The sequence below is a fragment of the Bacillus sp. DX4.1 genome (genome assembly GCF_030348195.1).
Classification (GTDB): domain Bacteria; phylum Bacillota; class Bacilli; order Bacillales; family Bacillaceae_G; genus Bacillus_A.
Genome location: NZ_JAUCFT010000006.1, coordinates 1 through 24,085 on the forward strand (window position 1 = coordinate 1; position 24,085 = coordinate 24,085).

Sequence of the window (24,085 nt, forward strand, 5' to 3'; positions counted from 1 at the left end):
GCCTTTTTTATTACTATAATATCATGAGAAGGCTTCACCAAAATTGCGGAAGAACCATTTTACCACCGTTACTAACAGTTATGGAATTACAGGTAAGCCAGAATGATTTTGTGGATATGAAATTAACAACATTCACAAATAAATTTCTAGAAATGACTGAAAAAGATAACGAATTAGATCCAAAAGAAGCACATTTTTTCTTGCTGTATATACAACTTTGTGAACTAACAACAGAGTTAAGTGAAGAGATACGTCAATATAACATGACATTGACAACCTCTCCCCTAACAAGAGATGTATCGTATAGAACCAAACGGTTAATCAAGAAAGATACTCAGCATGAGTTGTTCGAGGCACTAAATGAAAGTTATTTAGCATAAACACTAAAAATGCAATGCTGTTATAGCATTGCATTTTTTTGTTCGTAATAAGCAGTATATATAAGTCTTATATATACTGCTTATTATATTAAGATTGATATAAAATTGATATATAAGAAGGTAAAACCTTTTTATAGAAAGGCTTTATTATACGCTGTGTAAATAAGCCTTGTATATACAGTGTACAATGGACATGTTATACAATATGTGAGTTTCATATCAACGTATAGTACTATTTTTTAGGGATATGTGTAATGAATATAGTAATGATAGTGAAATCTTTTCTATTAAAAGTTTAGAATGTGAATCACATGAAATAAAAGATTAACATAGTATGTATACGCTGTATATATAAGGCGTATACATAAACCTTTGTAAATTAAAGGTTCTTTTGATGATGACATTTATAAGTCCTACATATAAGTTCTATATGTAAGTTTTATATATAATGACTTGATATACGTCTTATAATGATGTACTATGTTTCTAGGAATAATTAACCAACGCTTTAAGGGGGGGACAACTTGAACGAGGTTTTAAGTGAAAAGTATCAAACGATAAGATTTACAGATGAAGTAGTGAACATGTTTGCAGACATTCTTGAACAAGACGAGATACTATATAATGTCTTTCTATACATAGGGAACGTAGTTAATACACAATTTCAAGAAACCAACTACATGAGGGGCATATCGATTAATGAAATAGTGGAAAATGTAGTCATAGATAGGAGAGTAAAGAAAACAAAAGGCAAATCTTATTCATTAGAAGTTGAGCGCACAAATATATCAAGACGTTCAGCTGAAATAAGTGTTAGTACATTATCATCAATGTCCTTAATCTATGAAAAGGTTATGCACCCGTATAAATTTTTGATTTCAACTTATAGAGGGCAACAAGTACTTATTGAGTTAGGGAAAAGAAAAAAAATTAATAAGGAGAGATAAAATAATGGCGAAAAATTTCTTGAAGAATGAAGTAGCAGTTAAGATGACGATGGTTGGTTTTGGTCAGGCTGGTACTAGAATGGTAGATAAATTTGCTGAATATAAACATACAGATGGAACAGCAGTATATAATTGCTTAGCATTAAACAGTAATGATGGAGATCTAGCAGAACTAAAAAATGTACCAAAAAGCAATCAAGTATCACTTAAATTAGGTGGTTTAGGTAAAAACCCCGAGCGTGCGGTAAAAGTGCTTGATTCAAATGATGATGCAAAAGAAAAATTAAAGGAATTTATCACAGAACGTGTAAGACCATCCGATGAACTTGTTTTATTTTTTGCAGGCCTAGGTGGAGGAACAGGAACTTCTACAATTATTAAGGCGATTGAAGAGTTTTCCGCTTTTCATAACAAGCCTATAATCAGACAAGAATTACAAACAGTTGCACAGCAATATCCAATGGCAGAGATAAAAGCTAATCAAGCAAAATTTGCAAGAATAGCTTTTGAAAATGCTATTGAGCGTAAAGACTTTATTAAAATGGGGATTGTTGTAACCCTTCCAGTAAGAGCAGATGGACCGGATGTACTAAGACAAGTTAATAAATTTTCTCAGGAGATTTGGAAATTAGCTAACGATAAATCAAAAGGTGTAGCATTTGTAGTATTTGCTGATAATCAGCACTTTTACGATGAATTTAAAGAGCTAAATGAAAATGAGAAAAAAGGTATTGCCAATGCGCGTGATTATGCAAATCAACGCATTAGCGAAATTATTCATGAGCTAAATACAGCTACAAATGGCTCTGGTACATCTGTAATACTTGATTCGCAAGACTTTAAACGTATTTTACTTGAGAAAACGGGATGTTTAGTAATTAATAAGATTTCACGTAATATGAACCAGATAGAAAATAGCCATACAATTGTAGAGATGTTTAAAGAATCATTAAGCGGAAGCTCTTTCCATCATCCAATTGATTTGATGAAAAAGAATAATGATGGTTCTGTTGAAGCATCAAAAGTGCATCATTTTGGTATGCTTGCTATCCTAGATGAACAAAAAAACATTGATGATTCCTTTATGGATGATGCTAAAGTAGAAGTTTCAAATAATCTACCTATAAACGGTACCGTTTTTAACGGGTATTTAGTAAGTAAGAATGATTTCTTGGGAAGTGTATATACGTTCTATAAAACTGATGCATTACCATCAAGGTTATCTAAAGGATTAGTTGAAGAGTTTAATGAATTTAAAGAGAAACAAAGTCAAATTCAATATAAAAAGTCTCAAATTAGTACAATAGAAAGTGTAGATGATGATGAGGACTTAGGTTTTGCATTTGGAGATTTTATCGATATGGGTAGTGACGAAGAAAATAAAGAAGCTGGAGCAAATGAAGATGATGCTGAATTTGCGGATTTTTTAGATCCAGATAAGATGTTTGGTACTACAAAATAACAAAAAGTCTGGAGATAGCTCCAGACTTTTTGTTATTTTGTAGTATTCATGAGAGATTTCATATAATCAATAATATTGTCATGTATGTACTGCTCAATGAAGAGTTGCTTTTTAGCTAAGTCTTCTTCTTTTTTAAACCATCCTACCTTTTTAATACGTTCTTCATCAGGTTTATTACTCCAGAGGTCTTCCGCTTTTTTTCTTAATTCTTGGCGTGCTCTATGTTCAATAATGAAATTGTCTAGTCTTTCTTGCCGTTGACGTAATTTTAAAGCTTCTGCATCTTCTGGTTGTGGTAACTGTTTTAATATATTTCCTATCTTTTCCTCGTACTGAGATTCAATATTTTTTATTTTTTCTTCTATCTGCTTATTTACCATTTTTTCAATTATTTCTGTAGTTGCTTGAAGGTTTAATTGAGCAGATACTTCATTTATTTGATTCTCTAATGATACTGGTCTTAAATCAAATTGATGTGGTAAAAGTTCAATAATGGCATCTAGAGACCATTTCTCATCTCTTTTTTGTTTTATGAAAAGAGCAATTTCAAGATCTAAAGTATTATAGAGTTTTTCGTTGGTGTTATTGGTTCTTAAAGTTTCATGTAGCCCTTTTTCTTCTAAAATATTGAACCAATTATATACGGTATTATGGTGGCGTCCGACTAATTTAGAGAATTCTGTTATCCTCCATGCCTTCTCAAAAACATTATCGTTTAATATATCATCATCGTGTGTTTGATGGTCTTGTGAATCGTTTTTTTGATCAATCATTGTAACTACCTCCTTAAAAAATCATCAAATAAACACTTGGATTGAAATTAACATGTGAACTGAAATTGACATGTTAATTGTTATTTCGGTGATATCAATACAAATACCTACTAATTTAGGTATTTACATGAAATATGAGATTAACATATAACCAAGAGTGTATTAACAAAACATTAACTATAAATCTGCAATCTGTTGATGTTTTGTTAACTAAAAACTCATAAATAGTAATGTTATATTAATGATAGTGAGTTTATTTTGTGTTAGAAATATGACTTATAGTTACCATGAGATTAACATGTTATTTTGCTTAATATTAATGATAAGGAAATATAGAGGTTTTGTAAACAAATTATGAGGATATAATAACTTTGTTCTGTGTGAACCAAGAATAGTAAGTTATTAAATTCTAATTTTAATGTATAAAAAGATAGAAAAAAAGCTACACTACTAATGTAGTGTAGCTGGTAAGCCTATTTTATAATACTAAGCAATATAAAACGAAAATCTATATAAATAATAGGTTGTATAAAGGCCTTTGAGTTGAGAATAAGATTTTCAAAGTAATCTTGTTCAACTATTGATCCTCAATTGAATTTAATGTCTACCTAGCTGTGTGATTACTTTTGGATTGACACGAATCTCTGTATTGCTAGTATGTTCCCCGTTATTTATGATATGGAGTTCATTGTTCCTTCTTTCATATAAATACGTAAGTGTGTTTTGTCACAGTATAGAATTTAATGAGTCTAGTACTTCTAATTAGCTACGAGTAAGCTTGTATAAAGCACACAAAATAGTATGTTTATGTACGGATAAGCGTCTGTAAGTAACTGAGTACGAAATATTATTGAGCCTATAGACTGAATTCGACTGTTATCCATATGAAATTGACGTGTTGAATGTGTATTGCTCATATCACCTCAAATACCTTCTGAAACAGATATTAACATGAAATATGAGATTAACATATAACCGAGAATGTATTAACAAGGCATTAACTATGAAATCATAATTCATCCGTATTGTTAATGTTATATCAACTAAAAATACATACATATCAATGTTGTATCAATGATAGTGAGCGTATTTTACGCTAGTAAAATGACGTATAGTTGCCATGAGATTAACATATTAGTTTGCCTAGTGTTCATAAAACAGAAATATAGAGATTTTATAAACAAATTATGAGGATATCAAAACCTTATTCAGTGGAAAAAGAGAATAGTAAGTTCTTAAATTTTAATGTATAAAAAGGTAGAATAAAGGCCACACTGCTAATGTAGTGTGGCTGGTAAGCTTATTTTATAATACAAGACAATATAAAATGAATAACTATATAAATAATAGGTTGTATAGAGGCCTTTGAGTTAAGAATAAGATTTTCAAAGTAATCTTGTTCAACTATTGATCCTCAATTGGATTTAATGTCTACCTAGCTGTGTAATTACTTTTGGAGTGATGCGAATCTCTGTATTGCTAGTATGTTCCCCGTTATCTATGATATGGATTGAATTCGACTGTTATTCATGTGATTTAGATTATATGAAATTGACATGTTAAACGTTTATTGCTCATATTAACACTCGAATACCTTCTAAAGCAGACATTAACATGAAATGTGAAATTAACATGTAACCAAGAGTATATCAACAAGATAGTAACTATGAAATTATAATTCCGTCAGGTTGTTAATGTTATATCAACTAAAAAACATATAAATAGCAATGTTGTATTACTGTGTTTTGTAGAAAATGAGCATAGTAAGTTCTTAAATTATGATGAAAAATTAAAGTGATTGCTGAAACATTATTTGATAGTGATGTATGCATTTTAAGGTTCACTTCTATAAAATTGTAGAAAAAATATGATACGATTATCATTAGTGTTAAAGATGATGCCTTTCATAAGTAATCTACCAGAGATTACTTGTAGAGGATCTTTAACACTTTTTAATTTAATAGTTTCTTTAGTGAGTTCCTGTGGAAATAGTTCCGTCTTCTATTACAGATATATCAACCCCGTAAGGTATTATTCGCTCGATAGTTTTTTGAATTTGTGATAATGATACGTGATTTATTGGTAGCTGAGATAAGTGAACTACCCACCACTTAACGCTCTTACGAGCCGTTTGAAGTGGGGGCTTCTCGGTTAGTCGTTACTTTTATTAGCTAACGAATTAGTCATAAGACCACAAGCTATCTCCCATGTTCCATAGGTTCTTTGATACGTTTTATGATAATGCTAACAAGCGTATCGCTTCATTTTTGATGTTGATTGCAGAATTATAATCTCTATCTATTGACGTACCGCAATCACAAGCATACACTCGTTCAGATAGTGCTAAATCCTTTACGTTTCCACAACTACTACATGTTTTTGTAGAAGGAAACCATTTATCAATTTTCACAAGTTGTTTGCCTTGTTCTTGCAACTTATAGGATAAAAAATTCGTGAACATCCCCCACCCATTATCAGCAACACTTTTACCAAAGTTAAGTACTCGTGACATCCCTTTCATGTTCAAGTCTTCAATTGCTACAACATCAAAGTTGTTGACTAATTCTTTTGACTTATGATGAAGGAAGTTTTTACGTTGGTTTGCTACTTTTTCATGCAACTTAGCTACACGAATACGTTGCTTATTCCAACGCTCTGAGCCTTTTGTACGTCTTGATAATACTTGTTGGGCCTTTGCTAATTTTTCTAATACTTGACGATAGAAGCAAGGATAATTGGCTTTCTCATTCTCACTACTAACATATAATTCAGACATGGCAAAGTCTAATCCAACAACAGTTTCAACTTCTTTCTGCACGATTGCTTTTTCATACTCAGTCAAGATAGACACATAGTATTTCCCAGTCGGTGTCATGGAAATCGTACATGACTTAATCACATGGTCTTGGGATATTTCTCTATGTTGTTTGACCTTTACAAGCTTCAATTTCGGTAATTTGATATGACCATTCAGCAACATAATATTTCCGTTGACCATATTCGTTGTATAAGATTTTCTACCCTTTTTGCTTTTGAACGTTGGGAAGTCATTTTGACCACTAAAGAAATTTTTATAAGCAGTTTGCAAGTTTAATTGAGCATTCGCTAATGCTAATGAATCCACTTCTTTCAACCATTCAAACTCTTCCTTGTACTTTGCAGGAGTAGGAAATTTTTGTTTCTTTAGTTCTTCCTTATTACCTTTGTGCTTCTCATACACTTCTTTTCGTTCAGCCAACATCTTATTGTATACAAATCGCACACACCCAAAAGTTTTACGTATAAGATGTGCTTGTTGTTCTGTTGGATACAAACGAAATTTGTACGCTTTATTGTGTATTGTCATATCATTTCACCTCACTTTTCACCTTGATTTTCGATATACTTTTTTACTACTTCTATTGGTGAACCACCAGTAGTGAGTAAGCAAAAACTTCTTGACCAAAACATCTCTTTCCAAAGTTTCTTTTTCACTTGTGGAAAGTCTCTCTTGATTAGTCGAGAACTGGCACTTTTATATGCATTGATGAACTTTGTTATTTCTGTATTTGGATGTGCTTTGAATAAAATATGAACATGGTCATTGTCATGATTCCACTCAACTAAAGTTATGTTATAGCTTTCTGAAAGCCTTATAAACATATCTTTTGCATAGTTAGACATATCATCATCAAATACATTTCTTCTGTATTTCACAACTAATATAAGATGATAATAAAGCGAGAATACTGAATGATTATTACTATCTAACTTCATTGATATACCAACCTTTACACTTTATAAGACTGATTATATCAGAGCGAAAATAAAAATAATAGCAAGTATTTTTTGGCTAATGCCAAACCGAAATTCATCTCCCACCTACCGTTGGGCTATCGCCCTGCACACGCTTGAGGAAGGAGAATTCTTTCGGGTAAAGCGTTAAAATCCTTCTAATAAAATATTCATTAATTTTATGTTGATAAATACTTAATAAACTAGATTGCAGTTGATATGAGATTAACGTTTGTTCCTTTGTTTCTTATTAACATGTCAATGTCAGTTGACATGTTAATGTTAATTATTTTATTGAAATGGGTTAATTGAGGTTCATTTATTTACATAACATTGATATTTATGTGCACGACTCACCAGTTTACAACCTGGCGGTTCGTTTGAAGTGAGCTCTTCTTGGGGTGGAGATACTTTTGTTAGCTATTTACCAAGCTATGAGGGGAGTCATTGTTTATCTTCTCCAATCTTATGCGTAAATATAATCGATTGGTTGGAGAAATTTTTTGTTTTTAGAGATTAATAGAAAAATATAGTTTACATAATTAATATTATGTAATATTTTCTGTATTTCAAGTAAATTATTTAAGATGAATAAGGGTAGTTTAATAGAAAATATAAGTTTGGGGGATTAGTCTATGTTAATGGTTCTGGTGCAAAAACTCTAAGATTCCTGCAAGCAATCTCCTAAACTTGGACATACTGATAGTATGACTCTAAAAAGGTGTGTGATCAGTATAGAAAAGAAACAGGTTCTGGTGCAAATATATGAAGAAGAATACGGATAATAGTAGATTTTTAACGGAATCGTATTTTATACTGCAAGTTCAAACAATTGATGGATGAATTCTTTCTGTTTTTGGACAGACTGGTTCCGTAAATCAATCTGTTCTTTTTTTATCATATGCATGGCTTCTACTCCAGAAAGAATGGTTGTAGCTGTGTCAAAAGATTTGAACCCTAGCATAGAACAGACTCGCTTTTTTATAAAGCGATGATCTTGCTCTACTATGTTATTCAAGTACTTTTGTTGTCTAAGTTGCATACCGTCAGGTATGCTTTTCTCTTTTTTCAACTGTTCAATTGCTATAGGATAGCCGGATTCTTATCGACTGTTATGACACGAGGCTGTGAAACATGAAAAGACCGCAAAGCTTTCTTGAAAAAGTGCTTTGCAGCCTTCTGATCTCTTGTTTTACTTAGGCAAAAAAGAAACCTGCAAAAACAGAGTCAGAAGGAAGACTATAAATTCCGACGACTCTATCGAAATTTGTACAATCCAGAGTTTTATTTCACGGCGTATGACAATCTTAGTAAAAATGATGGAGCACTCACAATGGGTGTAGATGAACGTTCTATTGATGGATTTTCAATAGAAATTATTGAAGAACTTATAGAAACTCTTAAGCAACGGACATATCAACCGTTTCCATCAAAAAGAGTATATATCCCTAAGAAAAACGGAAAGAAAAGACCATTGGGTATACCTAGTTTTGCGGATAAATTGGTGCAAGAAGTTGTGAGAATGATATTGGAAGCGATATATGAACCAACGTTCTCCATATCATCACATGCTTATCGAAAAGGAAAAAGCTGTCACACGGCACTTCAAGAAATCCAAAGAACGTTTACTGGTAGCAAATGGTTTATTGAAGGGGATATTAAAGGGTTTTTCGATAACATAAATCATCATACTCTGATTGGCATCTTAAGAAAACGTATTGAAGATGAGGCATTTATTGAACTGATATGGAAATTTCTTCGTGCTGGATACATGGAAGAATGGAAATTTCATAATACCTTTAGCGGTGCACCGCTAAAGGTATTATCAGTCCACTTCTTTCGAATATCTATTTAAACGAACTGGACCAATACATGATGGATTTTATACAAAAATTCAATCAAGGAAAGAAACGTAAGATAAATCCAGACTACGAACGAAAATATACTCAAATGAGAAAAGCGATTCGGAAGTATAAAATTGCATTAGAAAATGAACAAATGGGAGAAGCAGAGCAACAGCTAGAACAAGCTAAAGCGTTAAAGAAGGAATTACGCTCAATTCCATATAGCAATCCAATGGACTCAAATTATAAACGTCTTACTTATGTCAGATACGCTGATGATTTTCTAATCGGTGTGATTGGTTCAAAGTATGACGCTAGAAATATTAAGGAAACACTGACTGAGTATCTAATGGAGACACTTCAATTGGAATTGTCACAAGAGAAAACGCTTATTACCCATGCTTCCGAAAAACATGCAGGATTTCTCGGTTATAACATTCGTGTTTTTAGAGGAAGTGAACCTCGAAAAGATGCGATTGGCAGAGTATGTAGATACCTTAATGGAAAAGTTCAGTTAAAAATGCCTCACGAAGCTTGGGTTAACAAGTTGAAGAAATACCAAGCTATCAAAATGAGTGCCGATGGCACATGGATGCCAAAAGATAGAGGATACTTCCTTCATAATGAAGATTTAGAGATTGTCGCTCAATATAACAGTGAAATAAGAGGGTTATACAACTATTATCGGCTAGCAGAAAACGTGAGTAATCATATACATCGTTTTGCTTACTTTATGTATTACTCTATGCTGAAAACATTTGCATCTAAGTATAGAGTTCGGACGAAAGAGATTCGAAAACGATATGAGAAAAATAAGCGATTTACTGTCACATATAAAACATCTCGAGGAGAAAAACAAACTTATTTCATTGAACGTAGTTTTCCGAGAGAGAAAAGGTCAAAAGAAGCGAATCTAGACCTAATTCCAGATACAAAATATGTGTTAAGTGAAACGAGACTTTCTGATCGAATCAAAGCAGAACGATGTGAATTGTGTGGGGAAACTAACACCATAATTCATATGCATCACGTAAAAAGGTTGAAAGACATTAAAAATAAGCCGAATAAATCCTTCCTAGAGAAACGTATGGTTTCAAGGAATCGTAAAACCATAGCGTTATGTAAGGAGTGCCACGTTAAAAGGCACAAAGGAGAAGTATAAGCAGGAGACAGATGGAGAGCCGGATACATTGAGAGATGTAAGTCCGGTTCGGGGAGGAGCATTTGGAAACCTATCACAGCAATGTGAAAAGGCGCCGGGTGCCTACTCTACATGTACGTTGATGCAGTTTTGAAATATTATACACCTGGTTCAGTCGTTTCAGGTGGAGATAAAGGAGGCAATAGTGGTTCAAAAGTTGCCGATGTTGGGCGTGTTTGGATTGGTCGTTCCACCTATGTTTTTGGCGGAGGACGTACCAAATCAGATATAGAAAGAGGGATTTTTGATTGTAGTAGTTTTGTTCGCTGGGCGTTTGAACAAGTGGGAATGAACGTTGGAGATCTTGGAAGCACAAGTACAGAAACACTGAATAAAATTGGTACAAAAGTTTCTTCAAATGATATGAAAGCTGGCGACGTTATTTTCTTCGATACGTATAAAGGAGACGGTCACGTTGGAATTGTGATTGATAAAAATACCTTTATAGGCTGCCAAACAAATAAAGTAGTTTCCATTGAAGATTTAAATAATCCGTACTGGAAAAAAGTCTTTTCTGGTCATGTAAGAAGGTTCTAAAAATCGAAAGAATAGGAGACTTTTAGTATGAAAGATAAACGAAAAGTTTTGTTCATAGCGCTTGCGATTATAGTCGCAGGCGTTACGATTTTAAACGTCTATTTGAGTACAAAATCAATGAGCGATGGAAATGAAAAACAGTTAAAACTTTCAAATGAATTTTTAACAAGACAGAATGAAGATTTGAAAAAAAGGCTCGATAAGGTTCTTCCTTCGGCGCAAGAACAACAAAGAAGAGAGTATTTATCGACAGTTGAAACGTTCATACAGTTATCCTTTCATCGAGAAAAAGAGGGATATAACGAAAGAAAAAAACAAGCAAAAAACATTATGAGTGAAGAGCTGTTACAACAATTTTATCCAACAGATAAATACGAACTTGGGGATACGTATAAAACAAAACCAACTGAAATGAAATTCTATTTACAAGAAAATGATCCAGATAAAGATGAAGTTCAGATGTTAGCTGAATTTATAAATGTCACGACTGATCCATCACAAAATCGAGAAGAAAAACTTAATAATGTATTACGAGTTACGGCGAAAAAAGAAAAGGATACATGGCAAGTCACGAATGTAGAAGAACTCAATATAAAAGTTTTATAACGAAAAAACGGTGAGGTGGGAATGTGTTAGGTGCTATCAGTAAAAAAAACGAAAGAATGAATTTGAGACGGGATAAGTCATGGATCTATGGAGCAATTATTAGCTTTTTATTACTCGGTTTTTTCGCTTTCCTAACATCTAAAATTTACATGCCGAATAATGAAAAGCTATTTCATACAGAAACAAATAAAGTCGTAAAGTTGTCTGGGACAGGAAAGTTATTAGTGGAAAAAAGAGAGTACAATCCGCATAAAAACTTCATTGAAATTCGATTCAGAATAGAAGGATATGAAGAAACTGATTTTATATTTAAAGCACAAGAAAAAACAAATCCAGGTGCTCAATTACCTGTCAAAGTATTGTATCAAGAAAATGGGAATTACGTGGTGGAAGTACAACAATTATCTCCCAATTGGGGAGCTTTAGCGTTAGATATTTACAACAAAAACAGCGAAATAGAAAAAATGGATATTCGGAAATTCACGCAAGAACCTTCTGAATATGAAGAAGAAACTACGAGCAAGCAAAATCCAAATAAGCTCATCCAAACCGTTTTTACTGATCAAAGAAAAACAAAAGCAAATGATGAATTGTTGGCAAATGATAAGAAGTCATATGAACTAGATTTCATCGCAAGAGATAAGAAAGATTGGAATACAAAGATTGAAAACTATGGAAAAGCAATCAAGATTGAGGAAGAAAATGCGAAACAAATTGACCAAAAAATAAGAGATCTGAAGGAGGAAACGAAGTACCAAACGGAAGCTGAAAAGATGGAAACACAATCAAAAATTTCAGTTTTAGAATCTAGCATTAAAACCTCGGATAAGAGCATAGAGCTGTTTAAAGCGGAACAAAAAAGCACACGAGATAAGATCAAAAAGTTAGAGCAAAAGGCAACTGAAATTAATAAAAACTGAACAAAGTAGTGGGGACATAGTGGAGACATTGAAGAAAAATAAGGGGACGTAAAGGGGACATTTCCCTTCTTTCCTTGTTCCCATCGTTTTGCTAGGCTCCGCCTAGCTTCACACCTTCGGTGGGAACAAAAACCCCTTATGCTCTTCTCACTATTTTTAGTGCTCTACCCAGAATTTCAGAAAGGAGAGAGAAAAGTGGAAATAAGAATTAGAGAAGTAGATCCTGTAGCGGTAAATAAAATTGATGAAATGGCAAAAAGAAAAGGGATATCAAGGCAGAAGTTTTTGAAAGGTCAAATTGAAATGATCGCATTTTTTCAGGAGCAAAACAAAAGAGAGATGGAGTTACAAAGTCTAATCGAAAAAAACATCTATATGATGAATAAGTGTACCGATGAAATGCAAAAAATGAATCAGTTTATAGAAATGATGATGCAAGGTGATGGAAATGAATAATGCGGTAGCTGTTCAACCTTTAGTTACGCCTGGTGTTGTTTTGAAAACAAAATTTGTTCTACCAAGTAATGATGCGCTTCAAAATTATATTGAGTATGTAGATCGGGAAGAAGCAAAAAGTGAAGTGAAGTTAAATGAAAAAATGTTTTCGCTGTATCAAGACTATATGGGGAACCCGGAAAAGACTTCCGCACTCTTTACGGAACACTCTAATCGTTTAACAGAAAGTGATAAAAGAGCTGTAAAGGAAATGTTTAAAACCGCTCATGAGAATGGAAGTATTATGTGGCAAGATGTCATTTCTTTTCACAATCCTTGGCTCGAAGAACAAGGGATTTATGATGCGAAAACGAAAACAGTTGATGAGAAAAAACTAATGGATGTGACACGACTTGCAATGAAGGAAATGCAGAAACGAGAGGGCTTAGAAAAAAGTTCTACCTGGTCGGCAGCCATTCATTACAATACAGGAAACGTTCATATTCATGTGGCAACTGTTGAGCCGTATCCCACAAGAGAACGTGGTAAGAGAAAGCCAAAAACACTTGATGCGATGAGAGGAAAAGTAGTCAATAATCTTCTAGATCGAAAACAAGAACAAAAACAAATCAATGACCTCATTCGAAGCAACATGGTAGGAAGTAAAAAAGAAGATTCTACATTTACCTGGCGTAACAACAACTTGAAACCACTGTTTCTTCAAATCTATAAACAGTTACCAGCCGATAAAAGACAATGGCAATATAGCTACAATACAATCCAGCCATTAAAGCCTGAAATTGATGAATTAAGTAGAAGGTACATTCAGCAGCATCATAAAAAAGATTACGAACAATTTATGAAAAGTTTGGATAAGGAAGTTAAGGTTTTTAAAGAAGCATATGGAGAAGGGAAATACGATAAGAAGCTGTATGAGAATTATAAGAAAAACAAAATTAACGATCTCTATAAAAGAATGGGGAACGCTTTTTTACAAGAAATGAAGGCATACGATAAAGAACAAAAAAAAAATTCATCACACGAAAAAGTCAAAGCCGTATCAAAAATTTCAACAGAACGTATCCATTCAATATTCTATGAAAAAAGTAGAACGTGCTTTTAAAAGTGAATATGAAAGTTGGAAAAACCAAAAACACTATGAACGTATGCAAAAAGAAATTGAGTTTGAAAACGAAAGGGGTTATTAGATGAAAGATTTTAGAATGCAAGTTACATTGGATGAAGAAACAGATACTTATATTAAGGAGTATATGGAGGAACACAATATCAGATATAACGGTGAAGCAATTGTACGAATTTGTAAAGAACATCAGGCAACAAAGAGTAATGAATGGTCGCTCAATTATATTACTGAAGTGGTATCAAAAAATTTGCATGAGGTTTTAAAGAGTGAGTTAACAAAAATTCGTCTTGGCTCAAATAGTGCGGATAAAAATACGCAAATCTTAATTGAATTAATGAATGGATTACTCTTTCATCAAGGTGTACAAAATATTATTTCAACAGAAGTGGAAGAAATGGAAGGCGTAAAAACAGCGAAGCAAGTAGTGGGAAATCGAATCAGTCATTCGAGACAAAAACGATTGGATCATGAGGCATCAAAGAACAATGTAAGTTAGGTTTATTGGATGTTATTTTTTAATGAAGACATGGTATTAGGGGTTATAAAATCGATTGGAGAAGGTGAAATTGTATTACTGGTAAAAGATGAGGAATTAACAATCCAGCTAACAGAAGAACAAGAAGATGAACTCACGTTGCATGTAATGAATCAAGAGAATATGTTGCTTCCCATCAATGTAAAAACACATGAACTGTTTTTTGATACAAGTGAAAAGTGGAATGAAGAGGAGATGGAAGAATTACAGAAAGCAAGTGAAAGAGTAGGGGAAGGTCATGAGTAAAAATTATAAAAAAAAATATCAAACAAAATCATCTGAAGAAAAGAAAGAAGCCATTCAAGCATTAACAAAAAAGATGGAAAAAACGTAGAAGGTTATTTTCGTTCACCAGAAGATATGAAAGAATATCTTTCGTTTAGGGCAAATTTTCATCAGTATTCGATTTCGAATATCTCACTCATTCAAACGCAATTCCAGGGAGCCACGGCAGTGGGTTCCTTTTCTTTTTGGAAAGAAAAAGGCTTCTCTGTTCAAAAGGGTGAGAAGGGAATTCAGATTCTCGTTCCTAATCGAACAGTACCTAAGTTTAAAGATCAAGAAGGGAAATGGAAGTCAGTTAATAAGGCAAGTGAGGAAGAAAAAAAGAAAGTTGAAAGAGGACAAACTGAAGTTCAACCAGGACGTCTTTATTTTTCAATCGGAAATGTATTTGACGTTTCGCAAACGGATGCTTCCGCAAAAGATTTACCAAGTATTTTTCCGAATCGTTGGCTAGAAGGAAGCATAGAGGATTACAAATTATTGTACAAAGGTATGGAAGCCATTGCGGAAAAAAACGGTGTAAAAATCATTGCACCAAAAGAAGAACTCGGTGCCGCAAAAGGTGTGAGCTATACATTAACAAAAGAGGTTGCACTCAATCCTCGAAATTCAGAATTACAAAATGTGAAAACCCTTCTCCACGAGTTAGCCCATGCGAAACTTCATACAAAAGAGACACATATGAATTACACCGCACCAGAAAAAGAGTTTCAAGCTGAAATGACAGCTTATACCGTTGCTTCTTATTTTGGAATTGATACAAGCGAATATTCATTAGGATACTTAGCAAACTGGACACAAGGAAGAGAGCTGAAAGATAAAACAAAGTTATTGAAAGAAGTACATGATACGTCAATGGAATTTATCGAAACAATTGAAAGTAATTTAAATAAAGAAAATGAAAAATCACATGAAAAAGAGGTGGAAGGTTTGGCAAAATCAGTGGATGAAAAGAACGTTCTGTTAGTGCAATTTACGGGATTGAGTAATACAACGCAAGAGCTTGTTTCTGTTTCAGAGTTGAAAGAAAGAGCATCTAGAGACACAGCATTTAGACCGATAGAGAATGCAGAACAATTACATGGTAAGGAATTTATAGATGCTTTTAACGAATCCAATAAAGAACGATTTGCAGCACTAGATCAAAATGAGATTACCCGTCCAACGATGTTAATTCAGTGGTCTGAGAATGAAAATTTTAAGAGTAATGAATTGATTCCGTTTGGAGAAGCAAATGAAAAAATGACAGCAGCTATTACAAAAATTGAGGAAGCAAAAGAAATCGCAGAAGCGAAAGGTGAGTATGTTAGTTACGACATAACACGGTATCATATTGTGATTCCAAAGGACGTAGATGAGGATTTTGGAAGAATGCAGTTAGTCAGTATGGATCGGTTAGATCTCGGCGATGGTGCCTATACATCTCCCTATCAACAAGTATTAAATGAAAAAACATTTTTATCAGATGAAGTGAAACATGCGTTACGAGATGATGTAATAGAGCATACGCCTATGGAACCAGCAAAGGAGAAAATGTTTTCCATGTTGAGATCGGACGGCATAAATCCTCCAGAATATGAGTATGTTTCTATTCGGGAATTAAAAGAAAGAGAAGCCAGAGAAGCAGGTTTAGTGTATGAAGAAGACGGTAGTGAAATAGAACCAGCGTATAAAACACCGCTAGTAACAATTGAAGCATTGCCAAATGCGAAAGATGAAACAGTAGGAATCATGCATATGATGGATGCTGTTTCAAAAGATATACACCAGGTGCCAGTGTTACATCCAGATTCATCAAACCGTGATTTATTTGTGCCTCTAATGAGAGAGAATGGTGAACGTGGTAAGCTTCCTTTGGATATGATGTTGAATGAAAAATTATACGAAAAAGTCCAGCATTCTATTTTGGATGGGAGAGGGAATCAATCCTTTGTCGTACATCAAAAGGATGCAGATATGAAATTACATGAAATTGTGAGAACAGAGCGATATGGTGCTTTAGTTGATAAAGAAAAGGGGCAAGAAAATCCAACGTTTAGTGAAAAAGAAGTGGAACTATATAAAAAAGTGAGGAAGAAAAGATATGCGCCTATTGCTTCTCTAAATCAACAACTTCAGCAACAAGATAAAAATGAACCTTCTTTACTAGAAAAGGATTTGAGTGCGAAATATGAAACGTATAAGCGTGCACAGCATCTTGAATCGGCAAACGATATCGATAGTATTGTGAATCGTGTAACGGCAGAAGAACGTTATTATGCAACAAAAGATGTATCCATCGACAATGAACTTGTGAGCCAGAAATATGTGATGAAATTAGAAAAAAAAGTGGAAGAGAAATTGAGTAAAGAAGGAATTACACAAACGAATCATCCCACTTCAGTGTCCCAAGAACCATACAAAGAACAGTATAAAGAGCAAGTACTCGAAGAAATTGCTCCTTCAAAAGAGGAAGAACGTTATAAAGACCAGTACAAAATTGCAGTGTTAGAGCTTTTAGGAATCGATAAGGAGAAGTCACCTGACAAAACGACAGATAAACCAGAAAAATCATCCAATGAAGAGAAAAAGGAACCTGTGAAACAAGAGGGAAAACCGTCAAAAAGTCGTGAGGATCGTGTGAAAGAAATGAAAGAATTTGAAAAAGTACATTCCTTCACTGAAGTATATCAGTTAAAAAAAGAGGCTCTTCAAGAGATCAAAGAAATGAATCTTACAGATTCTCAAAGGGAAAAGTTATCAAAATTAGAAAAAGCCCTGGATACAGAAAAACAAGAATACGATAAAAATAATAAGCAAGCATCTAACAAAGACCAGGGGAAAGAGGAAGGTCAAAAGGAACAAAACAGCTTTTCAAAGATATTCAATCGATTCAAAGGTGTAACAAAGAAAGCAAAAACGGAAGAACAGGAAATGGAGCGATAAAAAATATAGATTACGTATAGGAAAGAGGAAACCGTATGAGATTGATGCAAGCCAATCAAAAAGGATTTGAAGATAAAGTAGAATGAATCATTTTTTGTTACTCAATTGAGTGAACGAAAAATGATTTTTTTATTAGAAAGATAAAAGAGAGCGAAGCTAAACGCTCTCTTTCTTATTTTGAGAATGAAAGGAGCAAAAGGAATGGAAAACCTTGAATCGAGGTTCGTGTCATGAATGTATGGCTATTTGCAGGCTGTATGTTCCTTGTGGCGGTCTTGTTAAATTTGTTATTGCTGTTTGGTCATGGAGTGGTTAAAAAGCTGAGAAGCAAGAAACTGAAGCGTCAAAATGAAATGATAGATCAATAGGAGGTTCCAATCATGGGGAAAACATTATTTATTGCGGAAAAACCGAAGGTAGCAGTTGAATTATTAAAGTCACCTAGATTTAGAAACTCACAAAAACATACAGGTAGTAAGCCGTATTATGGCTATTATGAAAATGAAAATTACATTATTAGCTGGTGCCGTGGACATTTGTTAGAGCTGAAAAATCCTGAAGAAATGGATGAAAAATATAAAGAATTTAAGTTTGAACACTTGCCTATTATTCTGGAGCCAGAATATAAAGCGAAACCAGACATTATAGAACAGATTACTACATTAGTGGAGCTATTAAAACGTTCAGATGTGGATCATGTGGTCAATTCTTGTGATGCAGATAGGGAAGGCGAGCTCATTTACCGTGAAATTTATGAATATGCAGGAGTCAATAAACGAGAATCAAGGCTCTTTATTTCTTCTTATGAACCAGCAGAATTAGAAGGTGCGTTAAATCGTTTAGAACCAGGAACAGACTATGATGGACTTGCACAAGCAGCCAAAGCAAGACAATACCTGGACTATATTCTTGGGATTAATGTTACCAGGGGATGTACGGCAAAGTTAGCAAAAAACCAGTTCTTATTAGCTTCTGGTCGAGTTCAAATGTGCATCTTAAATGAGATCCGGCAAAGAGAGGTTGCTATTCAAAATTATAGAGAACAAACCTATTATAATTTGAAGCTCTTAACGGAAAATGGTTTGTCACCAGTGATGAAAACAGAAGATCAACTTATAGATCCAGCTCCTTTACAGAGGCTTGGAGATAGCTTGAAAGAAACGAATGTAATCGTAACTGAATTTAAAGAGAGTACAAGAAAGAAGAAACCAAAACTGTTATATAACTTAACAGATATTTATAAAGATGCGCATGCAAAACTGAAAGTGAATGCAGAGACAGCCAAAAAGTACATCCAGAGTTTGTATGAAGAGGGATTTATCACATATCCTCGCTCATCATCTCGGCATTTACCAACGGAACAAGTAGATCGAGTAAAAGAAGTTATGAGTACATTAAACAATAGCGTGTATACAGATTTAGTCCAATCGGTTGATACTTCTGGGATAACGAAAAAACACGCTACTTTTAATGATGAGTTGGTAAGTAGTCACTTTGCTATTATCCCAACAACCAAATTATATGTTGGGACCAACCGAAACCCATTAGAAAAACAGTTATACGAATTGATTGTAAAACGGTTTATCGGAAATTTTATGAAACCAGCAATCTACCTGGTGCGAGAAGTACATTTTATAGATCAAGAAGGCAACACATACAGTACAAAAGAAAAAATCCTACAAGAGAAAGGGTTTCTGAGTGTTTTTCAAGAGGATATTGAAGAGGGTTCGGTTGAGGCATTTCAAATACCAGTTTTACAGGAAGGAGATTCTTTCAGAATCGTTCAGTATGACTTGATTGAGTCCAAAACAAAGAAGCCAGCTTTCCATACGGAAAGTTCGATTTTAACCTTCATGGAAACAGCAGGGCGCAAATTGGATGATGAACATTTGAAAGAACTCATGAAAGGAAAACGGATTGGAACAGTCGCAACGGAAGAAACGTTTATTCCAAAGCTCCTGGAACGAAGCTATATTTCTGTTACAAATAGTCAAATTCAAACAACAAATATCGGTCGTGCTTTTATTGATACATTTCCAGTAGATGAGATGAAAAATCCAGCCTATACAGCTGAAATGGAAGGGATGATTCATATGATCGAAAATAAAGAGCTGAATTATGAGGAATTTGTAGAGAAAACAAATACATTCGTAAAAGATACGGTGGAGCAATTAGGTGCAATGGATGATAAAGTATCGGACAACATCATTAACACCTGGAATCAGCAGATTGAAGTGTGCAAATGCCCCTGTAGAAAAGGGAAGATCCTTCATAAAGGTAATTTCTATGGATGCAGCAACTATCCTGAATGTGAAATTTCCTTACCAAAGAAAATCAAAGAAAAAGCGATTCCTGAAGTACAAGTGAAAAAGCTGTTTGAGGACAAAAAGACGGATCTCATAAAAGGATTCAAATCCAATGAAAAAGAGTTTTCCGCATACCTGGTGTTGCATGAGGGACAAATAAAGTTCCAGTTTCCAACTGAAGAAGAGCTATCATTCGGTAAGTGTCCAACATGTAAAAAAGGAGAGATCCTTCACCGTAAAACATTTTATGGATGCACAGAGCATAAAAATGGTTGTGAATTTATGTTACCAGCAAAAATAAAAGGAAAAGCCATTCCAGGTAACCAAATGAAAAAGCTCATTCAACATAAAACAACTGACTTCATTAACGGCTTTCAAGGAGAAAAAGGAGAATTCACGGCAGCTATTTATATGCAAGATGGTGGTCTGAAATTTCGCTTTCCAACGACAGATGATCGAACGATAGGTAAATGCCCAATCTGTAAGAGTAGAGTAATTGTAGGGAAAAGTAACTATTTATGTGAGAAATATAAAAACGGTTGTGATTTTATCATTTTTGGTACACTTTCAGGAAAAAATCTAAGTAGCAATCATGTGAAAAAATTGTTAGAAAAGAATGTTACGGACCAAATTAAAGGATTTGTATCGAATAAAACCGGTAAAACGTTTGATGCTCGCTTATCGTACAGTGTGCAAGAAAAACGGCTCAAATTCCTATTCGGCAAATAAAAATGAAATCAATCTAATGGCAAAAAGAGGACTATGTAACGGAATAGTCCTCTTTTTTATTTCATTTTATAGAGTAAAGGGGGGGATTCCGTAATGGCACATGTCAGTACGGAGGATGCGATGAAAGCGAGAGATGTGGATTTGATTTCATATCTAGAGGCCAAAGGGGAAAAGTTTAAGAAGGAAGGGAATTATTATCGACATACGGAGCATGACAGCCTTCTCATTCGAGACAATAAGTATGTATGGAATAGCCGTGGTGAGAAAGGTTATGGAGCCATTAGCTTTGCGATCATGTACTATAAGATGTCTTTTCCACAAGCAGTATTAGACATCAATAAAGGAGATTACAAAGAGTTTAATCGTTCTAAATCTGAAGAGGAACAAAAGAAAGAACAGCAGCCATTCGCCTATCCAAAACACCTAGAAGTGAACAAGCAAACAGAAATCAAACAGTACTTGATCCAGGAGCGTAAAATAGATCCACGTTTAGTGAATTGGCTCATCAAGAAAGATCTTATTGCACAGGATAAGAGAAATAATGTGGTGTTTAAGTGGAAAGAACAAGGTGGAAAAGGCGAAATTATAGGGTTAAGCCGTCAAGGTACTGTAAAAATGAACAATAAAAAAGGTACATTTAAACAAATTGTACCGAATTATGAAAAGATCGATGCAGGTTTTACCGTAGATGTTGGAAAGCCGCAAACGATGTATGTGTACGAAGATCCAATAGATATGTTATCTCATTGGAGTTTAAAACAAAATCAAATCCAAAATGCACGCTTGGTATCGATGCACGGTTTAAAGCATAAAACAGTGATTCAATCCCTCATTGATGCCAAAAAAGAAGGGCATCATATCAAACAAGTTGTTTTGGCTGTAGATAATGATAAGGCTGGTAAGAAATTTATAGAAAAAATGAAAGATATGTTGATATTTAAAGAAGATATTCCAACGGTTGAAAAGGATTGGAACGATGTTTTGAAAAAGTCAGTGGAGCAAAAACAACAGAAAGAACCGAAGAAAGAAACGGTTCAACCAAAGAAAATCAAGCCAATCAAAGAGGTGGAGCGAAGTGTCTAATGTACCATCTATGCCAAACATATTACAGTTTTTGATCTATGCATTTATTCTTTATGTTCTTTTTCATATTTGTAAATTTGTGTACCGAATCATCCAGGAAAAAAGAATGCTGAAGCAAATGGCAAGGTCGGGTATTCGATATATCGATAAAATGGACGGTCACCAATTTGAAGTGTATTTGAAAGCTCTCTTTCGAGAGTTAGATTTTCGCCCGGAAGTCACAAGGAAGTCAGGAGACTACGGTGCTGATTTGATATTAAAAGGAAAGAATCGCATTGTAATTCAGGCGAAACGATACGGGATGAAGAATCGAGTTGGTATTAGTGCAGTTCAGGAGATTTATGCAGCAAAAGCATATTACACGGCTCACGAGGCATGGGTTGTCACGAACAGCGTGTATACAAAGCAAGCAAAAGAGTTAGCAGCAGCATGTGATGTAAAATTAATAGATCGTGCTGAACTTCAGAAATTGATTAATAGAATCAATCCAGAACATTCAGCCCAAGATGTGTATCAAGGTGTAGATCCAGCAGAACGGAAATGTCCGGCATGTAAAAGTAATTTGGTTGTTAGAAATTCAAAGAAAAATGGAAACAAATTTTTCGGATGTTCTCAATTTCCAACTTGTAATCATACAGAGCCAATAAATAAATGAGCTGAAGACCATTTCCGGCTCTTTTTTCTCTTTTAGTAAGGTATTTCCATTTTTACCTCGAAAATTTCATTCTCATAGAAAAACAACCTCTCAAATTAGCCCGCAATCAATTTTAACTATATATGTAATGTAATTAGTCTTAAATTCATTGAAATTCCATATAAGTACGTTTAAGGGCTTTTAAAGATGTTCTATATATTTTTAATCAAAACGAAAGAAGATAAGCTATTATTTCTGAATTACACGGAGTAAATATTTAAAAACGTCCAATCCAGCCCTTGCAAGGTCGTTGATTCTGGTATATAATTACCTTACAAGGTCAAATTATAGTAAGGAGTGATTACATTGAAAAAGAAAACTTTTGAGGTAACCCAGGACTTACGGTGTTTGATAACACAAGGTGAAATTTGTTTAGACCATACTGATTTCAAGTACCAACGAATGTTTTGTAACGCATTAGAAGCAATAGGTATGAACTATCATTTACATGTGAATGAAGCTAAAGGAAATGCTGTAGTGGTTAAAATAAAGGCTGAAGGGAGTGGCATTTATGAAAATCTATACATCTGAATGGCTATCTTTAAGCGGAGAGATCAAACTAAAGCTAATTCGTTTAGCTGTTTTAGAAAATCAAAATAAGTATAAAAAATAAAAACCCTTCGTTGCAAAAGCAAACAAAGGGTATCTGATAAGTAACCTAGAAGTGAAGGGAATCTAGTACATTCCCTTCTTAATTATTATAGCATAGAAGGAAAACAACAAAGGAGACTTTCATGAAAGAGATCGAAAAATACATGACACCAGCTGAAGCATCGTTCTATTGGGGGATTCCTCGTGAAACACTGAAGCACAAATTCAGTCCTTCAGGTATGAATGAAAAGAAAGAAGCAGACTTACAACGTATGTTAGAGGAGGGCTTAATCAAGTACTTTTTGCATCCTGAAGGAAAGCGCAAGGAATGGATCATAAGCCGTCAGGCAATGTATGAATGGTTTGGAGAGCCAAAAAATAAGTAGAAAGGGTGTTAGAAGTGAAAGAGGAAATATTTTCTTTGTGGGGAGGATTCAAGAATACACTCAGCTTGATTGTTTGGTTTTGGATCATAATGTTTTTTATATTTGGAGAAAGCTTGTTACAATAAAATAGAATTATATTGGGTGCAAAAGATAATGAAAAGGGGAAAGAAGCTAAATGAAATCAACAGGAATGACTTGAAAAGTAGATGGATTAGGGCGTGTAGTGATCCCAAAAGAATTGAGGGATACTCTTGGTATTAAAGAACAATCACCATTAGAGATTTTTATAGAGGGAGAAAAAATTGTTTTACAGAAGTATCAAGCTGGTGGGGCTTGTGTGATAACAGGTGAGGTTTCAGAACGTAATATGTCATTAGCAAATGGAAAGATTACTGTAAGTCCAGAAGGTGCAGAGTACCTGGTTAAACAGTTGCAAGCATACCAGGTTAAATAAGAGATCCTGGATACAATCAAAAACGAAAGGCTCCTAAATATAGGGAGCTTTTTTTGTATATACAATATAATTTC

General features: G+C 34.1%; 16 protein-coding genes and 6 pseudogenes. 18 read left to right on the top strand and 4 right to left on the bottom strand.

Translation table 11 applies throughout. The features are described 5' to 3' along the window. The 3 genes from QUF99_RS00175 to QUF99_RS00185 form a co-directional block, all read left to right on the top strand. A partial coding sequence (locus QUF99_RS00175) for a hypothetical protein (protein WP_289367988.1) occupies window positions 1–380 on the top strand: 380 nt, incomplete at its 5' end. 524 nt (window positions 381–904) lie between these two features. Next, window positions 905–1,327 (top strand): hypothetical protein, encoded by a 423-nt coding sequence (locus QUF99_RS00180; RefSeq protein ID WP_289367989.1) that lies wholly within the window; start codon window positions 905–907, stop codon window positions 1,325–1,327. A gap of 4 nt (window positions 1,328–1,331) precedes the next feature. After that, window positions 1,332–2,789, top strand: coding sequence for an FtsZ/tubulin family protein (locus tag QUF99_RS00185; RefSeq protein ID WP_289367990.1), 1,458 nt, complete (start codon window positions 1,332–1,334; stop codon window positions 2,787–2,789). Window positions 2,790–2,821: 32 nt separating this feature from the next. Here the strand turns inward: QUF99_RS00185 and QUF99_RS00190 are convergent, their stop codons facing one another. The 4 genes and pseudogenes from QUF99_RS00190 to QUF99_RS00205 all read right to left on the bottom strand — a co-directional run. Then, the gene (locus QUF99_RS00190; RefSeq protein WP_289367991.1) at window positions 2,822–3,562 is read right to left on the bottom strand and encodes a MerR family transcriptional regulator; all 741 of its coding nucleotides are present in this window, start codon (window positions 3,560–3,562) and stop codon (window positions 2,822–2,824) included. 2,233 nt (window positions 3,563–5,795) lie between these two features. Further along, complete coding sequence (locus QUF99_RS00195) at window positions 5,796–6,908, bottom strand: RNA-guided endonuclease TnpB family protein (RefSeq protein WP_289367992.1); 1,113 nt, start codon at window positions 6,906–6,908, stop codon at window positions 5,796–5,798. 11 nt (window positions 6,909–6,919) lie between these two features. Continuing rightward, window positions 6,920–7,318, bottom strand: coding sequence for an IS200/IS605 family transposase (gene tnpA / locus QUF99_RS00200; protein ID WP_230576261.1), 399 nt, complete (start codon window positions 7,316–7,318; stop codon window positions 6,920–6,922). Window positions 7,319–8,147: 829 nt separating this feature from the next. Beyond that, a pseudogene (locus tag QUF99_RS00205) lies at window positions 8,148–8,542 on the bottom strand (DDE-type integrase/transposase/recombinase); the annotation flags it as partial. Window positions 8,543–8,549: 7 nt separating this feature from the next. On the opposite strand from QUF99_RS00205, the pseudogene QUF99_RS00210 reads away from it, so the two are divergent. From QUF99_RS00210 to QUF99_RS00280, 15 genes and pseudogenes are all read left to right on the top strand, one after another. Beyond that, window positions 8,550–10,342 (top strand): annotated as a pseudogene (locus QUF99_RS00210) (reverse transcriptase domain-containing protein). Between the two features lie 111 nt (window positions 10,343–10,453). Then, window positions 10,454–10,918: pseudogene (locus tag QUF99_RS00215) on the top strand (C40 family peptidase); the annotation flags it as partial. A 27-nt stretch (window positions 10,919–10,945) separates the two neighbouring features. Continuing rightward, window positions 10,946–11,524 (top strand): MerR family transcriptional regulator, encoded by a 579-nt coding sequence (locus QUF99_RS00220; protein WP_289367993.1) that lies wholly within the window; start codon window positions 10,946–10,948, stop codon window positions 11,522–11,524. 23 nt (window positions 11,525–11,547) lie between these two features. Further along, a complete protein-coding gene (locus tag QUF99_RS00225; RefSeq protein ID WP_289367994.1) occupies window positions 11,548–12,444 on the top strand; it encodes a hypothetical protein in 897 nt (298 codons plus the stop codon). Window positions 12,445–12,639: 195 nt separating this feature from the next. Next, window positions 12,640–12,900 carry a hypothetical protein gene (locus QUF99_RS00230; RefSeq protein ID WP_289367995.1) on the top strand — a complete coding sequence of 87 codons (261 nt, stop codon included), beginning with the start codon at window positions 12,640–12,642 and terminating at the stop codon, window positions 12,898–12,900. After that, window positions 12,893–14,087 (top strand): annotated as a pseudogene (mobP2, locus tag QUF99_RS00235) (MobP2 family relaxase). Before QUF99_RS00230 ends, mobP2 begins: the two are co-directional and overlap by 8 nt. Beyond that, window positions 14,088–14,519, top strand: coding sequence for a hypothetical protein (locus QUF99_RS00240; protein ID WP_289367996.1), 432 nt, complete (start codon window positions 14,088–14,090; stop codon window positions 14,517–14,519). Window positions 14,520–14,528: 9 nt separating this feature from the next. Beyond that, window positions 14,529–14,804, top strand: a complete 276-nt coding sequence (locus tag QUF99_RS00245) for a hypothetical protein (RefSeq protein WP_289367997.1) — start codon at window positions 14,529–14,531, stop codon at window positions 14,802–14,804. Further along, window positions 14,797–17,405: pseudogene (locus tag QUF99_RS00250) on the top strand (LPD25 domain-containing protein); the annotation flags it as partial. The gene QUF99_RS00245 and the pseudogene QUF99_RS00250, both read left to right, overlap by 8 nt. A 743-nt stretch (window positions 17,406–18,148) precedes the next feature. Continuing rightward, window positions 18,149–20,803, top strand: a complete 2,655-nt coding sequence (locus QUF99_RS00255; RefSeq protein WP_289367998.1) for a type IA DNA topoisomerase — start codon at window positions 18,149–18,151, stop codon at window positions 20,801–20,803. Window positions 20,804–20,896: 93 nt separating this feature from the next. Further along, window positions 20,897–21,886 (top strand): DUF3991 and TOPRIM domain-containing protein, encoded by a 990-nt coding sequence (locus QUF99_RS00260; protein WP_289367999.1) that lies wholly within the window; start codon window positions 20,897–20,899, stop codon window positions 21,884–21,886. Beyond that, a complete protein-coding gene (locus QUF99_RS00265; RefSeq protein ID WP_289368000.1) occupies window positions 21,879–22,541 on the top strand; it encodes a restriction endonuclease in 663 nt (220 codons plus the stop codon). The genes QUF99_RS00260 and QUF99_RS00265 overlap by 8 nt, the downstream gene beginning before the upstream one ends. A 345-nt stretch (window positions 22,542–22,886) precedes the next feature. Next, window positions 22,887–23,111: a hypothetical protein gene (locus tag QUF99_RS00270; RefSeq protein WP_289368001.1), complete on the top strand. Its 225-nt coding sequence runs from the start codon at window positions 22,887–22,889 to the stop codon at window positions 23,109–23,111. Between the two features lie 203 nt (window positions 23,112–23,314). Beyond that, on the top strand, window positions 23,315–23,557 hold the full coding sequence (locus QUF99_RS00275) for a helix-turn-helix domain-containing protein (protein WP_289368002.1): 243 nt from the start codon (window positions 23,315–23,317) through the stop codon (window positions 23,555–23,557). 175 nt (window positions 23,558–23,732) lie between these two features. After that, window positions 23,733–24,011, top strand: a pseudogene (locus QUF99_RS00280) (AbrB/MazE/SpoVT family DNA-binding domain-containing protein). Window positions 24,012–24,085 lie beyond the last annotated feature (74 nt).

Excerpts from the sequence above, each read along its gene's own strand:
- QUF99_RS00245 (WP_289367997.1), top strand. The coding sequence starts at position 14,529 with ATGTTATTTTTTAATGAAGACATGGTATTAGGGGTTATAAAATCGATT.
- tnpA (WP_230576261.1), bottom strand. The coding sequence starts at position 7,318 with ATGAAGTTAGATAGTAATAATCATTCAGTATTCTCGCTTTATTATCAT.
- QUF99_RS00255 (WP_289367998.1), top strand. The coding sequence starts at position 18,149 with ATGGGGAAAACATTATTTATTGCGGAAAAACCGAAGGTAGCAGTTGAA.
- QUF99_RS00275 (WP_289368002.1), top strand. The coding sequence starts at position 23,315 with ATGAAAGAGATCGAAAAATACATGACACCAGCTGAAGCATCGTTCTAT.
- QUF99_RS00190 (WP_289367991.1), bottom strand. The coding sequence starts at position 3,562 with ATGATTGATCAAAAAAACGATTCACAAGACCATCAAACACACGATGAT.
- QUF99_RS00240 (WP_289367996.1), top strand. The coding sequence starts at position 14,088 with ATGAAAGATTTTAGAATGCAAGTTACATTGGATGAAGAAACAGATACT.
- QUF99_RS00185 (WP_289367990.1), top strand. The coding sequence starts at position 1,332 with ATGGCGAAAAATTTCTTGAAGAATGAAGTAGCAGTTAAGATGACGATG.
- QUF99_RS00260 (WP_289367999.1), top strand. The coding sequence starts at position 20,897 with ATGGCACATGTCAGTACGGAGGATGCGATGAAAGCGAGAGATGTGGAT.
- QUF99_RS00220 (WP_289367993.1), top strand. The coding sequence starts at position 10,946 with ATGAAAGATAAACGAAAAGTTTTGTTCATAGCGCTTGCGATTATAGTC.
- QUF99_RS00195 (WP_289367992.1), bottom strand. The coding sequence starts at position 6,908 with ATGACAATACACAATAAAGCGTACAAATTTCGTTTGTATCCAACAGAA.